The organism is Streptomyces sp. NPDC050610 (genome assembly GCF_040654875.1).
Classification (GTDB): domain Bacteria; phylum Actinomycetota; class Actinomycetes; order Streptomycetales; family Streptomycetaceae; genus Streptomyces.
The window spans coordinates 108,358-122,386 of sequence record NZ_JBFAIV010000018.1 but is presented as its reverse complement, the minus strand read 5'-3'; the positions used below and the strand labels follow the sequence as shown (position 1 = coordinate 122,386).

General features: G+C 68.9%; 13 protein-coding genes. 12 read left to right on the top strand and 1 reads right to left on the bottom strand.

Annotated elements, in window-relative coordinates; translation table 11 throughout:
* Positions 1–12: 12 nt before the first annotated feature.
* The 12 genes from glyA (at position 13) to AB0I22_RS22775 (ending at position 11,546) form a co-directional block, all read left to right on the top strand.
* Positions 13–1,275 (top strand): serine hydroxymethyltransferase, encoded by a 1,263-nt coding sequence (gene glyA, locus AB0I22_RS22830; protein WP_363132694.1) that lies wholly within the window; start codon positions 13–15, stop codon positions 1,273–1,275.
* A gap of 99 nt (positions 1,276–1,374) precedes the next feature.
* Positions 1,375–2,772 carry an MraY family glycosyltransferase gene (locus tag AB0I22_RS22825; protein WP_363132761.1) on the top strand — a complete coding sequence of 466 codons (1,398 nt, stop codon included), beginning with the start codon at positions 1,375–1,377 and terminating at the stop codon, positions 2,770–2,772.
* A 259-nt stretch (positions 2,773–3,031) separates the two neighbouring features.
* Positions 3,032–3,469, top strand: a complete 438-nt coding sequence (locus AB0I22_RS22820; protein WP_363132693.1) for a hypothetical protein — start codon at positions 3,032–3,034, stop codon at positions 3,467–3,469.
* Positions 3,470–3,748: 279 nt separating this feature from the next.
* Positions 3,749–4,543, top strand: coding sequence for a F0F1 ATP synthase subunit A (gene atpB, locus AB0I22_RS22815; RefSeq protein ID WP_363132760.1), 795 nt, complete (start codon positions 3,749–3,751; stop codon positions 4,541–4,543).
* 75 nt (positions 4,544–4,618) lie between these two features.
* Positions 4,619–4,861 (top strand): F0F1 ATP synthase subunit C, encoded by a 243-nt coding sequence (locus AB0I22_RS22810; protein WP_363132692.1) that lies wholly within the window; start codon positions 4,619–4,621, stop codon positions 4,859–4,861.
* A 42-nt stretch (positions 4,862–4,903) separates the two neighbouring features.
* The gene (locus AB0I22_RS22805; RefSeq protein WP_363132691.1) at positions 4,904–5,458 is read left to right on the top strand and encodes a F0F1 ATP synthase subunit B; all 555 of its coding nucleotides are present in this window, start codon (positions 4,904–4,906) and stop codon (positions 5,456–5,458) included.
* A 14-nt stretch (positions 5,459–5,472) separates the two neighbouring features.
* Entirely contained in the window at positions 5,473–6,288 is an 816-nt protein-coding gene (locus AB0I22_RS22800) for a F0F1 ATP synthase subunit delta (RefSeq protein ID WP_363132759.1), read from the top strand.
* Between the two features lie 148 nt (positions 6,289–6,436).
* Complete coding sequence (gene atpA / locus AB0I22_RS22795) at positions 6,437–8,029, top strand: F0F1 ATP synthase subunit alpha (RefSeq protein WP_363132690.1); 1,593 nt, start codon at positions 6,437–6,439, stop codon at positions 8,027–8,029.
* A 23-nt stretch (positions 8,030–8,052) separates the two neighbouring features.
* Positions 8,053–8,985: a F0F1 ATP synthase subunit gamma gene (locus AB0I22_RS22790; RefSeq protein ID WP_363132689.1), complete on the top strand. Its 933-nt coding sequence runs from the start codon at positions 8,053–8,055 to the stop codon at positions 8,983–8,985.
* 2 nt (positions 8,986–8,987) lie between these two features.
* A complete protein-coding gene (gene atpD / locus AB0I22_RS22785; protein ID WP_363132688.1) occupies positions 8,988–10,442 on the top strand; it encodes a F0F1 ATP synthase subunit beta in 1,455 nt (484 codons plus the stop codon).
* A gap of 119 nt (positions 10,443–10,561) precedes the next feature.
* Positions 10,562–10,939: a F0F1 ATP synthase subunit epsilon gene (locus AB0I22_RS22780; RefSeq protein ID WP_363132687.1), complete on the top strand. Its 378-nt coding sequence runs from the start codon at positions 10,562–10,564 to the stop codon at positions 10,937–10,939.
* A 157-nt stretch (positions 10,940–11,096) separates the two neighbouring features.
* Positions 11,097–11,546: a DUF2550 domain-containing protein gene (locus AB0I22_RS22775; RefSeq protein WP_363132686.1), complete on the top strand. Its 450-nt coding sequence runs from the start codon at positions 11,097–11,099 to the stop codon at positions 11,544–11,546.
* Positions 11,547–11,656: 110 nt separating this feature from the next.
* Here AB0I22_RS22775 and AB0I22_RS22770 read toward each other — a convergent pair whose 3' ends face one another.
* Positions 11,657–13,981, bottom strand: coding sequence for a glycoside hydrolase family 18 chitinase (locus AB0I22_RS22770; RefSeq protein ID WP_363132685.1), 2,325 nt, complete (start codon positions 13,979–13,981; stop codon positions 11,657–11,659).
* Positions 13,982–14,029: the final 48 nt, after the last annotated feature.

The window sequence follows — 14,029 nt, the reverse complement described above, 5'->3', positions numbered from 1 at the left end:
GGAGCCAGTGCCATGCCGGTCGCCGCAGCAGCACCCCACACCCACTGGGGCCCCGATTTCGACGCGCTGCGCCGCGAGGACCCGGAGCTGGCGGGGCTGCTCCTCGCCGAGCTCGGCCGGCAGTCCGCCGGACTCCAGCTCATCGCCGCCGAGAACTTCACCTCCCCCGCCGTCCTGGCCGCCCTCGGCTCGCCGCTCGCCAACAAGTACGCGGAGGGCTACCCCGGCGCCCGCCACCACGGCGGCTGCGAGCTGGTGGACCTCGCCGAGCGGATCGCCGTCGACCGGGCCAAGGCGCTCTTCGGCGCCGAGCACGCCAACGTCCAGCCGCACTCCGGCTCCTCGGCCGTCCTCGCCGCCTACGCGGCGCTGCTGCGCCCCGGCGACACGGTGCTGGCCATGGCGCTCCCCCAGGGCGGGCACCTCACGCACGGATCGCCCGCCAATTTCTCCGGCCGCTGGTTCGACTTCGTCGGCTACGGCGTCGAGCCGGCCACCGGCCTGATCGACTACGGGCAGGTGCGCGAGCTGGCCCGTACGCACCGCCCCAAGGCGATCGTCTGCGGCTCGATCTCGTACTCGCGCCATGTGGACTACGCGGCCTTCCGGGACATCGCCGACGAGGCCGGGGCGTATCTGATCGCGGACGCCGCGCACCCGATCGGCCTGGTCGCGGGCGGTGCGGCGCCCAGCCCGGTGCCGTACGCGGACGTGGTGTGCGCCACCACGCACAAGGTGCTGCGGGGGCCGCGCGGCGGGTTGATCCTGTGCGGCGCGGAGCTGGCGGACCGGATCGACCGGGCGGTCTTCCCGTTCACGCAGGGCGGCGCGCAGATGCATACGGTCGCGGCGAAGGCGGTGGCCTTCGGCGAGGCCGCCACCCCGGCCTTCACGGCGTACGCGCACCAGTGCGTGGCGAACGCCCGGGTGCTGGCCGCGGCGCTCGGGGCCGAGGGGCTCGCGGTGAGCACGGGCGGCACGGACACGCATCTGATCACCGCGGACGTCGCGCCGCTGGGCATCGACGCGCGGACCGCCAGCGGCCGTCTGGCGGCCTGCGGCGTCGTCCTGGACACCTGCGGTCTCCCGTGCGCCGACGGGCGGGCCAGGGGCGTCAGGCTGGGCAGCGCGGCCGTCTCCACGCAGGGGATGGCGGAGCCGGAGATGGCGCGCATCGGGGCGCTGGTGGGCGCGGCGCTGCGACAGGACGCGCGGGCCCGTGCGGAAGTGGCGGAATTGGCCGGAAGATTCCCTCCTTATCCCGATCACACCTGAGGGCTGACACCATCCGCCAACGGGGCACGTCCTCAACCGCATTCACTGTTCGGGGGTGGACGCGAATATGGTGTGGGGCTGTGATGGCCAGCGAAACCTCTGGGGCAGCCTGTGCGTGAATATCTGCTGACGCTGTGCGTCACCGCCGCGGTCACCTATCTGCTGACGGGACCGGTGCGGAAGTTCGCGATGGTGGCCGGCGCGGTGCCGGAGATCCGTGCGCGCGACGTGCACCGCGAACCGACGCCGAGGCTCGGCGGTATCGCGATGTTCGGCGGGTTGTGCGCGGGGCTGCTGGTCGCGGCCCATATGCAGAACCTCAAGGGCGTCTTCGAGCTGTCGAACGAGCCGCGGGCGCTGCTGTCGGGGGCGGGGCTGATCTGGCTGCTGGGCGTGCTGGACGACAAGTTCGGCGTGGACGCGCTGGTCAAGCTCGGCGGGCAGATGATCGCGGCGGGCGTGATGGTCCTCCAGGGCCTGACGATCCTGTGGATTCCGGTGCCCGGCGTCGGCACGGTCGCGCTGACCCCCATGCAGGGCACGCTGCTGACGGTCGCTCTGGTCGTCATCACCATCAACGCGGTCAACTTCGTCGATGGGCTGGACGGGTTGGCCGCCGGAATGGTGTGCATCGCCTCGGCCGCCTTCTTCATGTACGCGTACCGGATCTGGTTCGGCTACGGCATCGAGGCGGCGGCCCCGGCCACGCTGTTCGCCGCGATCCTGATGGGCATGTGCCTGGGCTTCCTGCCGCACAACATGCACCCGGCGCGGATCTTCATGGGCGACTCCGGCTCGATGATGATCGGCCTGGTGCTGGCGGCGGGCGCGATCTCCATCACCGGACAGGTGGACCCGGACGCGATGCGGCTGTTCGCGGGTTCGGAGCGGGCGGCGGTGCACGGCACCGTGCCGGTCTACATTCCGCTGCTGCTGCCGCTGACCGTCGTGATGGTGCCGGTCGCCGACCTGATTCTGGCCATCGTGCGGCGCACCTGGAACGGCCAGTCGCCGTTCGCGGCCGACCGCGGCCACCTGCACCACCGGCTGCTGGAGATCGGCCACTCGCACAGCCGGGCCGTGCTGATCATGTACTTCTGGTCCGGGCTGATCGCCTTCGGCGCGGTCGCCTACTCGGTGAACTCCTTCAGCATGTGGATCGTGCTGCTGGTCGTCCTGCTCAGCGCCGTCGGGCTCGTCCTGCTGCTCCTGCCGCGCTTCACGCCCCGCGCGCCGCTGTGGGCCCAGCGCCTCGTGCCGCCGCGCTACCGCCGCCGCGCGTTCCTGGAACAGACGGCGAGGAAGCGGGCCGCCAGGGCCGCGGCGGCGGCCGGTAGCCCGGACGCCGAGGCTCGGGCCCTCGTGGACGCCGAGGGCGCCGAGGGCGGGGGAGAGGAAGCGGAACGGGAGCCGGTGCCGTCCGGGGTCAACGGCGCGACGGCGATCGGCGACCGGTCACGATTCACCCATAACAGGAAGATCAGCAGTCAACGCTGATTTGGTGCAGTCTGCCGTATACCAGACAGTGATCGCCCTGTCCGGTGAACATGCCGGGATTAACTCTCCCGTGTGATGGGCAGCACACGATGTAGGTAAAGACCTCATCAAATAGTTTGTGATACCGTTCACTAAACCCGGTGCTAGAGCCGAAGGACCGTAGTGCGTGCGGTCCTTCGTCGCGAGGTCCATCTCACCTCCGGGGATACGCTCGTCCACGACGAATCGTTGCTTCCGACTCCCGCCGGAGAACCCCTTCATGCAGTCCAACGACGCCCGAACACTCCTGCTCTGCGCCGTACCGGCCGCCGTCACCGGCGGTATCGCCGTCGTGATCAGCGCCGCGCTGGCCGGCGGCAAGGGCGCGATCGGGTCGGTCGTCGGCATGCTGCTGTCGGTCTGCATCATGGCGATGGGGTACTACGTCCTTCAGCGGACCGCGCGACAACTCCCGCACCTGTTCCAGGCCATGGGCCTGATGCTGTACGCGACGCAGTTCCTCTTGGTCGGGATCTTCCTCGCGGTGTTCAAACACACGACGCTGTTCAACACCAAGGCCTTCGCGCTGACCCTGCTGGTTGTGACTTTGGTGTGGATCGCCGCGCAGACGCGCGCCCACCTGAAGGCCAAGATTCTCTACGTGGAACCGGAACCCGACGACGCGAAGAAGTCCGCGCCCGCCGGGTCTCCGTCATGACCGGTAGGGCCGCGATAAACACCGCTCCGCTCACCTGCTATCGTCCGGTGCCATCTGAGGCACAGCAAACGCAGGCAGCTGAACCCCCGAGTTTCCAGGGACGGAATCGGCAGTCCATGCAGCTGATGCCTGCTGAGCCATTCGGCTCCGCGCCGACCAGCCGCCCCCAAATCCGTAAGACCAGTCCAGTGCCGCTCCGTGGCTGTGCGCCGCGCCGACACAACGAGGTTGCCGTACCTATGCGCCACGCTGAAGGAGCTCGCGGTGAGTGCTGACCAGATGCTCGCCTTCGAGACCGATTGCCACCTCTTCGATGGGTGTGGCTTTCCCGCTCCGGGCCTCCACTCGTTCATGTTCGAACCGCTCTTCACCGTCGGCGGCTATGACGTCAACAAGCCAATGCTGCTGGCGTTGTTGAGCACGGTCGTCATCATCGGGTTCTTCTGGGCGGCTTTCGGCCGGGCCAAGGTGGTGCCGGGCAAGCTCCAGATGATCGGCGAGTCCGGCTACGACTTCGTGCGCAAGGGCATCGTCTACGAGGCCCTCGGCAAGAAGGTGGGCGAGAAGTACGTCCCCTTCATGGTCTCGCTGTTCTTCTTCGTCTGGATCATGAACCTGTGGTCGATCATTCCGGTCGCCCAGTTCCCGGTGACGTCGATCATCGCCTTCCCGGCGGGGCTCGCCCTGATCGTCTACGTCCTCTGGATGTACCTGACGTTCAAGAAGCACGGCTTCGTCGGTGGAATGAAGAACATCACCGGCTACGACAAGTCGCTGGGCCCGGTCCTTCCCATGATCGTGTTCCTGGAGTTCTTCTCGAACGTGCTGGTCCGGCCGTTCACCCACGCGGTCCGACTCTTCGCGAACATGTTCGCCGGCCACCTGCTGATCCTGATGTTCACCGTCGCCAGCTGGTACATGCTGAACGGCATCGGCATCGCGTACTCCGGCGTCTCGTTCGTGATGACCATCCTGATGACCGGCTTCGAGCTGTTCATCCAGGCCGTCCAGGCCTACATCTTCGTCCTCCTGGCCTGCACCTACGTGCAGGGCGCGCTCGCCGAGCACCACTGAGCCCCCTGCACCTACAGACCAATTGACGTCCGGTGGCCAACCCCCACCGGCCCATGAAAAGAAGGAAGAACCGGCATGTCCGCTCTCCAGACCCTTGCCGCCGACGGTCTTCACGGCTCCGTCGCCTCCATCGGCTACGGCCTCGCGGCCATCGGCCCCGGCGTCGGCGTCGGCATCATCTTCGGCAACGGCACCTCGGCCCTCGCCCGTCAGCCCGAGGCGGCCGGCCTGATCCGCGCCAACCAGATCATGGGCTTCGCGTTCTGTGAGGCGCTCGCCCTGATCGGCATCGTGCTGCCGTTCGTCTACGGCCAGTAGGCCCAGGCGTACTGACCAGTTTTTCTGACGAAAGGCATTGATGTGAACGCCCTGGTACAGATGGCGGCCGAGGAGGCGGAAAACCCCCTCATCCCGCCGATCCCAGAGCTCGTCATCGGCCTTATCGCCTTCTTCATCGTCTTCGGCTTCCTCGCCAAGAAGCTCCTCCCGAACATCAACAAGGTTCTGGACGAGCGCCGTGAGGCCATCGAAGGCGGCATGGAGAAGGCCGAGGCCGCCGAGGCCGAGGCTCAGCAGGTCCTTGAGGACTACCGGGCCCAGCTCGCCGACGCCCGCCACGAGGCCGCGCGGATGCGCCAGGAGGCGCAGGAACAGGGCGTCGCACTCATCGCCGAGATGAGGATCGAGGGCCAGCGGCAGCGTGAGGAGATCATCGCTGCCGGGCACGCCCAGATCGCCGCCGACCGCAAGGCCGCGGCGGCCTCGCTCCGCCAGGACGTGGGCAAGCTCGCCACCGACCTGGCGAGCAAGCTCGTCGGCGAGTCCCTTGAGGACAGCGCCCGGCAGAGCCGCACCATCGACCGCTTCCTCGACGGACTTGAGGAGAGCGCGACGACGGCCGAGGCGAAGCGATGACGGCTGCCACAGGGATGCACGGCGCGAGCCGTGAGGCGCTGGGCGCCGCGCGCGAGCGCCTCGACGCACTGGCGGACAACACGTCCGTCGACGCGGCGAAGCTCGCCGAGGACCTGGCCGCCGTCACCGCGCTCCTCGACCGCGAGGTGTCGCTGCGCCGGGTCCTGACCGACCCGGCGCAGGACGCCGAGTCCAAGGCCGGGCTGGCGGGCCGGCTGCTCGGCGGCCAGGTGGGCGGCGAGGCCGCGGACCTGGTCTCCGGCATGGTCCGCTCCCGCTGGTCGCGCTCGCGCGACCTGGTCGACGCGATCGAGGAGCTGGCGGACTCCGCCGACCTCATCGCGGCGCAGCGCTCCGGCGCCCTCGACACGGTCGAGGACGAGATCTTCCGGTTCGGCCGGATCGTCTCCTCCTCGACGGAGCTGCGGGCCGCGCTGACCGACAAGCTGGCGACCACCGCGGCCAAGGCGGAGCTGCTGCGCAGCCTGCTCGGCGGCCGGGCGCACCAGGTCACCGAGCGGCTCGTAGTCCGCCTTGTCGCCCAGCCGCGAGGCCGTAGCCTTGAGGGAGGGCTCACCGCCCTCTCCAAGCTGGCCGCGGAACGGCGCGACCGCATGGTCGCCGAGGTCCGCTCCGCGGTGCCGCTGAGCGATGGACAGAAGCAGCGCCTGGGCGCCGCGCTGGCCAAGCTGTACGGGCGGCAGGTGCACCTCAACCTCGATGTGGACCCCGAGGTCCTCGGCGGGGTGTCGGTGCGCGTGGGCGACGAGATCGTCAACGGGACCATCGCGGACCGCCTCGAAGAGGCGACCCGGCGGATGGCCGGCTGACCGGCCACCACCAACTCAAGAGCAAGACCGCGGCCCGAGTTGGGCCGTAGCGGAAACCCCAGGGGGCCGTGACAGGAGCGGCGCACGCCGCGTGGCCCCCCGGCCCCGCAAGAAACTTCGGGCCCAACAAGGAGAGCAGGGAACCCAGATGGCGGAGCTCACGATCCGGCCGGAGGAGATCCGGGACGCGCTGGAGAACTTTGTCCAGGCGTACAAGCCGGACGCGGCCTCGCGCGAGGAGGTCGGTACGGTCAGCGTTGCCGGCGACGGCATCGCGAAGGTCGAGGGACTTCCCTCGGCCATGGCGAACGAACTGCTGAAGTTCGAGGACGGCACCCTCGGCCTCGCCCTCAACCTTGAGGAGCGCGAGATCGGTGCGGTCGTCCTCGGCGAGTTCAGCGGCATCGAGGAGGGCCAGCCGGTGCAGCGCACCGGTGAGGTGCTCTCCGTCGCGGTGGGCGAGGGCTACCTCGGCCGCGTCGTCGACCCGCTCGGCAACCCGATCGACGGCCTCGGCGAGATCGAGACGGAAGGCCGCCGAGCCCTGGAGCTCCAGGCGCCCGGCGTCATGGTCCGCAAGTCCGTGCACGAGCCGATGCAGACCGGCCTCAAGGCCGTCGACTCGATGGTGCCGATCGGCCGCGGCCAGCGCCAGCTGATCATCGGCGACCGCCAGACGGGCAAGACCGCCCTGGCCGTCGACACGATCATCAACCAGCGCGACAACTGGCGTTCCGGCGACCCGAAGAAGCAGGTCCGCTGCATCTACGTCGCCGTCGGTCAGAAGGGCTCCACCATCGCGTCCGTGCGCGGCGCGCTGGAGGAGGCCGGCGCCCTGGAGTACACGACGATCGTCGCGGCTCCGGCGTCCGACCCGGCCGGCTTCAAGTACATCGCCCCGTACACCGGCTCGGCCATCGGCCAGCACTGGATGTACGAGGGCAAGCACGTCCTGATCGTCTTCGACGACCTGTCGAAGCAGGCCGACGCCTACCGTGCCGTCTCCCTGCTGCTGCGCCGCCCGCCGGGCCGCGAGGCGTACCCGGGCGACGTCTTCTACCTGCACTCCCGTCTGCTGGAGCGCTGCGCGAAGCTCTCCGACGACATGGGCGCGGGCTCGATGACCGGTCTGCCGATCGTCGAGACCAAGGCCAACGACGTCTCGGCGTTCATCCCGACCAACGTCATCTCCATCACCGACGGCCAGTGCTTCCTGGAGTCCGACCTGTTCAACGCGGGCCAGCGGCCGGCGCTGAACGTCGGTATCTCGGTCTCCCGCGTCGGCGGCTCCGCCCAGCACAAGGCGATGCGCCAGGTCTCGGGCCGACTGCGCGTGGACCTCGCCCAGTACCGCGAGCTGGAGGCGTTCGCCGCCTTCGGTTCCGACCTGGACGCGGCCTCCAAGGCGCAGCTGGAGCGCGGCAAGCGGATGACCGAGCTGCTCAAGCAGGGTCAGTACGCGCCGTACGCGATCGAGGACCAGATCGTCTCCGTCTGGGCCGGCACCACCGGCAGGATGGACGATGTGCCGGTCGAGGACATCCAGCGCTTCGAGCGCGAGCTGCTCGACTACATGGGCCGTGAGCACAAGGGCCTCATGAACAGCATCGTCGAGGGCGCGAAGATGTCCGACGACACCATTCAGGCGCTCGCCGACGCCGTCGCCACCTTCAAGAAGCAGTTCGAGACTTCGAGCGGCGATCTTCTCGGTGACGACGCCCCGGCCGGTACCTCGAAGTGACGACGACGGAAGGGACCTGATCCATGGGAGCCCAGCTCCGGGTCTACAAGCGTCGCATCCGCTCCGTCACCGCGACCAAGAAGATCACCAAGGCGATGGAGATGATCGCCGCCTCGCGCATCGTCAAGGCGCAGCGCCAGGTGGCGGCATCGACGCCGTACGCGAGTGAGCTCACCCGTGCGGTGACGGCGGTTGCCACCGGTTCGAACACCAAGCACGCCCTGACCACCGAGGTGGCGAACCCGGTACGGGCCGCGGTGCTGCTCATCACGAGCGACCGCGGGCTGGCCGGCGGCTACTCGTCCAACGCCATCAAGGCGGCGGACCGGCTCACCGAGCGGCTGCGCTCGGAGGGCAAGGAGGTCACGACCTACATCATCGGCCGCAAGGGCGTCGCGTACTACGACTTCCGGGAGCGCCCGGTCACCCAGTCGTGGACCGGCTTCACCGACAGCCCGACCTACGCGGACGCCAAGATGGTCGCGGCACCGCTGATCGAGGCCGTACAGCAGGACACCGCCGAGGGCGGCGTGGACGAACTCCACATCGTCTTCACCGAGTTCGTGTCGATGATGACGCAGCAGCCGGTGGACGACCGCCTGCTGCCGCTGAGCCTCGCCGCGGACGGGCAGGGGGCGTCGGACGGCGCCGCGGCCGCGAAGGCCGAGATCCTTCCGCTCTACGACTTCGAGCCGTCGGCGGAGGGCGTTCTCGACGCCCTGCTGCCGCGGTACGTCGAGAGCCGCATCTACAACGCGCTGCTCCAGTCGGCTGCCTCCAAGCACGCCGCCACCCGCCGCGCGATGAAGTCGGCTACCGACAACGCCGGAGAGCTCATCAAGACGCTCTCGCGGCTTGCCAACGCGGCCCGCCAGGCCGAAATCACCCAGGAAATCAGCGAGATCGTCGGCGGTGCGAGCGCCATGGCCGACGCGACCGCGGGGAGTGACCGATAACCATGACCACCACTGTTGAGACGGCCGCAGCGGCCGGCGTGGCCACGGGCCGCGTCGCGCGGGTCATCGGGCCGGTCGTCGACGTGGAGTTCCCCGTCGACGCGATGCCGGAGATCTACAACGCGCTGCATGTCGAGGTCGCCGACCCGGCCGAGAACGGCAAGCTCAAGACGCTGACCCTTGAGGTCGCCCAGCACCTGGGCGACGGCGTGGTCCGCGCGATCTCGATGGAGCCCACCGACGGCCTGGTCCGCCAGGCCACGGTGGTCAACACCGGCACGGGCATCACCGTGCCGGTCGGCGAGGTCACCAAGGGCAAGGTGTTCAACACCCTTGGCAAGATCCTGAACAAGCCCGAGGCGGAGTCCGAGGTCACCGAGCGGTGGCCGATCCACCGCAAGGCGCCCAACTTCGACCAGCTTGAGTCGAAGACCGAGATGTTCGAGACCGGCGTCAAGGTCATCGACCTGCTGACCCCGTACGTCAAGGGCGGCAAGATCGGTCTGTTCGGCGGCGCGGGCGTCGGCAAGACGGTGCTCATCCAGGAGATGATCTACCGCGTCGCCAACAACCACGACGGTGTGTCGGTGTTCGCGGGCGTCGGTGAGCGTACCCGTGAGGGCAACGACCTCATCGAGGAGATGACCGAGTCCGGCGTCATCGACAAGACGGCGCTCGTCTTCGGCCAGATGGACGAGCCGCCGGGCACCCGCCTGCGCGTCGCCCTGGCCGGTCTGACCATGGCGGAGTACTTCCGCGATGTGCAGAAGCAGGACGTGCTCTTCTTCATCGACAACATCTTCCGGTACACCCAGGCCGGTTCCGAGGTGTCCACCCTGCTCGGCCGCATGCCGTCCGCGGTGGGTTACCAGCCGAACCTCGCGGACGAGATGGGCCTCCTCCAGGAGCGCATCACCTCGACCCGCGGCCACTCGATCACCTCGATGCAGGCGATCTACGTGCCGGCGGACGACCTCACCGACCCGGCCCCGGCCACGACCTTCGCGCACCTCGACGCGACGACCGTGCTCTCGCGCCCGATCTCGGAGAAGGGCATCTACCCGGCGGTGGACCCGCTGGACTCGACGTCCCGCATCCTGGACCCGCGCTACATCTCGCAGGACCACTACGACTGCGCCTCGCGCGTCAAGACGATCCTGCAGAAGTACAAGGACCTCCAGGACATCATCGCGATCCTCGGCATCGACGAGCTCGGCGAGGAGGACAAGCTCACCGTCTTCCGCGCCCGCCGGGTGGAGCGCTTCCTGTCGCAGAACACCCACGTCGCCAAGCAGTTCACCGGCGTGGACGGTTCGGACGTCTCGCTCGACGAGTCGATCTCCGCGTTCAACGCGATCTGCGACGGGGACTACGACCACTTCCCCGAGCAGGCGTTCTTCATGTGCGGTGGCATCGAGGACCTGAAGGCCAACGCCAAGGAGCTGGGCGTCTCCTGAGCCCGTGCTGACCGGCCGGGGGCGGGTACCCGCCGCCCCCGGCCGCCTTGGCCACTAGTATTCGAAGTATTCGACCCCACACCTGCCATGTCCGGCAGGTGGAGACCCGAGGAGCCACGTTGGCTGCTGAGCTGCACGTCGAGCTGGTCGCGGCGGACCGAAGCGTCTGGTCCGGCGAGGCCACTCTGGTCATCGCGCGGACCCCGTCGGGTGACATCGGCGTCATGCCCGGCCACCAGCCGCTGCTCGGTGTGCTGGAGTCCGGCCCGGTGACCATCCGTACGAGCGAGGGCGGGACCGTCGTCGCCGCGGTGCACGGCGGGTTCGTCTCGTTCGCGGACGACAAGCTCTCGCTGCTCGCCGAGATCGTCGAGCTGTCGGACGAGATCGACGTCCAGCGCGCGGAGCGGGCGCTGGAGCGCGCGAAGTCGGAGACGGACGCGGCCGCCGAGCGGCGCGCGGACGTCCGGCTGCGCGCGGTCGCGGGTGTGCACTGAACCCACGGCCCATAAGAACGTACTGTGGGGTTCCGGGAGCTGTCCCGGAGACCCGCGGAATCCTCAGCCGCGGACGGCACTGGAACATTCCAGGGCAGTCCGCGGCTGAGGCGATGCAGGTGCGGTTGGACTAGATGACGCGAGGAGGTCGGTGAAGATGGTCCTCGCTCTGCTCGTGAGCGGCAGCGTCGTCCTGCTGGTCCTGGTGGGACTCTTCGTCTTCGGGCTGCGCAGACGGCTCATCCAGCGCTCCGGGGGCACCTTCGACTGCTCCCTGCGCTGGAATGTGACCGAGCCGGAGGCGGAGCCCAGCGGCAAGGGCTGGGTGTACGGGGTGGCCCGCTACAACGGCGACCGGATCGAATGGTTCCGCGTCTTCTCGTACGCGCCCCGCCCGCGCCGCGTCCTGGAGCGCGCCTCCATCGAGGTCCTGGACCGCCGCACCCCGCGCGGCGAGGAGGAGCTGGCGCTGCTCTCCGACGCCGTCGTCCTGGTCTGCGTGCACCGCGGTACGCGGCTGGAGCTGGCGATGAGCGAGGACGCCCTGACCGGCTTCCTGGCCTGGCTGGAGGCGGCGCCGCCCGGCCAGCGGGTCAACGTGGCATAGCCCGGACGTACGGTCCCCGCACATGCGTAGCTCGGGCGCACGTCCCCGCACATGCGGAGACCGGGGGCAGCGGGCGACTCGCTGCCCCCGGTCGTTCTATGGCGGCCCGCTTACTTCAGGCCGTTGTCCACCGCGGTCATCAGGGTGCCGCTGTCACCGGTCATCTCCCAGATCATCACGCCGCCGAGCTTCTTCGTCTTGAGCCAGGCGATCTTCTTGTTGATGGACCAGACGTCGTCGAAGGTCCACCACTGCCCGTTCGCGCCGGTGTAGCCGTAGGTCGCCACCGCCGTCTCGTCGTGGTAGACCTTCAGATTCGGTACGGACGCGATCAGGTTGTCGTAGCCGCGGGTGCCCGCTTCCTCCGGGAACTGGCCGGGGGCCGCGCCGCTCGCGCTCTGCCACGCGCCGTTCGCGCCGCCGTCCGCGACCTGCTGCCAGCCGCGCCCGTAGAAGGCGAGGCCCAGGGCGACCTGGCTCGGTTTGACGCCCGCGTCGAGGTAGGCGTTCACGGTCTTCTCGACGCTGAACTTGGTGTCGTACGGGTCCTTGGCGTCCTGATAGAGGTTGCCCTGGTGGCCGGTGCGCTTGGGCTCCCAGCTGTCGTCGCTGCCCGAGCCGTGGAAGTCGTAGCCCTGGACGTTGGCGAAGTCCATGTAGTCGAAGACGCTGGGGTTGCCGTCCTTGGTGGTGATGTCCCAGCCGGCGTCGAGCTTGGCGGGGTCGGCCGGGGTGAAGGCGGTCAGCAGGTACTTCTTGCCGGTCTCCGAGGACAGCGCGTTGAGCTGCTTGCGGAACTCGGCGAAGAGCAGCGTGTTGTTGGCCTTGTCGTCCTTGGAGACGTGGTTGCCCGCGTGTCCGTCGGAGCCCGGCCACTCCCAGTCGATGTCGAATCCGTCGAAGATCCCGGCTGCCGCGCCCTTGCCGCCGCGGCCGTTGGCGGCCGGCAGGTCGCCCTTGAGGTACATGTCGACGCAGGACTTCACGAACTTCTGCCGGGACGCCTCGGTCTTGGCGACGTCGGAGAAGTACTTGCTGTACGTCCAGCCGCCGATCGACATGAGGGCCTTGAGCTTCGGGTGCTTGGCCTTGACCTTCTTGAGCTGGTTGAAGTTGCCCGCCAGCGGCTGGTCCCAGGTGTCGCCGACACCGTCGACCGACTCGCCCGCGCCGAAGCCCTTCTCATAGTCGGCCCAGGAGTCGCCCGCGCCGTCGCCCTGGTTGGGGTCCTGCGGGTTGGGGGTGGTGGCCTTGGTGACGCCGTTGAGGCAGGTGAGGTTGTTCGGGTCGATGTTGGAGAAGGAGTAGTTGAGGTGGGTGAGCTTGCCGGCGGCGCCGCTCGTCTCCAGGCTCTTCATGGTGTAGGCGCGGCCGTAGATGCCCCACTGCACGAAGTACCCGGCCTTGATGCGGTCCGTGGACGGCTGCTCGCCGCCGGTGGTCCGTACGGTCAGCGGCTGGGAGGCGGGGCCGACCTGGTCGGACGTGTCGCGGGCGACGACCGTGTAGCTGTAGTCGGTGCCCGGGGTCAGCCCGGTGTCGGTGTAGGCGAGCTTGCCGACGGTCGCGGCCTTCACGGTGCCGCGGTAGACGTCGTAGTTCTTGATGCCCTTGTCGTCAGTGGCGGCGGGCCACTTGAGGGCGATCGTGGTGTCCGTGGTCGCGGTCGCCCGCGGGACGCCGGGCGCCGAAGGCGGATTGTCGGTGCCGCCGCCGCTGCTCGTACGGAAGGCGGCCGACGGTGACTCCGGGCCGGTCTGCCCGGCCGTGTCGCGGGCGACGACCTTGTACGTGTACTCGGTGTCGGCGCTCAGCCCGGTGTCGGTGAAGGAGGTGTCGCCGACCGTGCCTACCACGCTGTCGCCGCGGTAGACGTCGTAGTTCTTGATGCCCTTGTCGTCCGTGGCGGCGGGCCAGGTCAGCGAGATGGTGCTGGCCGTGACGCCGGTGGAGGTGGGCTGGCCGGGTGCGGTCGGCGGGGTGTCGGTGGGCGAGGAGCCGTCGCACGGGCCGCCGTCGAGCTTGCAGCCGGCGGGCTCGCCGTTGCCCGCGGCGACGAAGCCGAAGGTGGCGCTGGAGCCGGGCGGGATGGTGCCGTTGTACTCCCGGTTCTTCGCGGTGTAATGCGCGCCGGAGCTGCTGATCAGCGAGTCCCAGTACGCGCCGACGGTGGTGTCGGAGGGGAAGTCCCACTCGACGGTCCAGCCGTTGATGGGGGAGGAGCCGGTGTTCTTGACGGTCCACTCGCCCTGAAAGCCGGTGCCCCAGTCGGAGGTCTTGACGAACGTAGCCGTGGCGTCGGCGGCCGCCTGTGCGGGGGTCGCGGTCAGGCCGACGAGCGCGGCGATGGGGAGGAGCAACGAGGCGAGGGCCGCGCCGACCCTGGTGACGGTACGTCTGGAGCGTTTGGTGCGTCCTAAGGTTCCTGTGCTCAAGGAGTGCTCCTCGAATGAGGTCCGATGGGGAACCTGTGCCGCCAGGTG

Bases quoted from the DNA above. Each gene is read 5' to 3' on its own strand.
- glyA (WP_363132694.1), top strand. From the start codon at position 13: ATGCCGGTCGCCGCAGCAGCACCCCACACCCACTGGGGCCCCGATTTC.
- AB0I22_RS22820 (WP_363132693.1), top strand. From the start codon at position 3,032: ATGCAGTCCAACGACGCCCGAACACTCCTGCTCTGCGCCGTACCGGCC.
- atpB (WP_363132760.1), top strand. From the start codon at position 3,749: ATGCTCGCCTTCGAGACCGATTGCCACCTCTTCGATGGGTGTGGCTTT.
- AB0I22_RS22810 (WP_363132692.1), top strand. From the start codon at position 4,619: ATGTCCGCTCTCCAGACCCTTGCCGCCGACGGTCTTCACGGCTCCGTC.
- AB0I22_RS22800 (WP_363132759.1), top strand. From the start codon at position 5,473: ATGCACGGCGCGAGCCGTGAGGCGCTGGGCGCCGCGCGCGAGCGCCTC.
- atpA (WP_363132690.1), top strand. From the start codon at position 6,437: ATGGCGGAGCTCACGATCCGGCCGGAGGAGATCCGGGACGCGCTGGAG.
- AB0I22_RS22790 (WP_363132689.1), top strand. From the start codon at position 8,053: ATGGGAGCCCAGCTCCGGGTCTACAAGCGTCGCATCCGCTCCGTCACC.
- atpD (WP_363132688.1), top strand. From the start codon at position 8,988: ATGACCACCACTGTTGAGACGGCCGCAGCGGCCGGCGTGGCCACGGGC.
- AB0I22_RS22775 (WP_363132686.1), top strand. From the start codon at position 11,097: ATGGTCCTCGCTCTGCTCGTGAGCGGCAGCGTCGTCCTGCTGGTCCTG.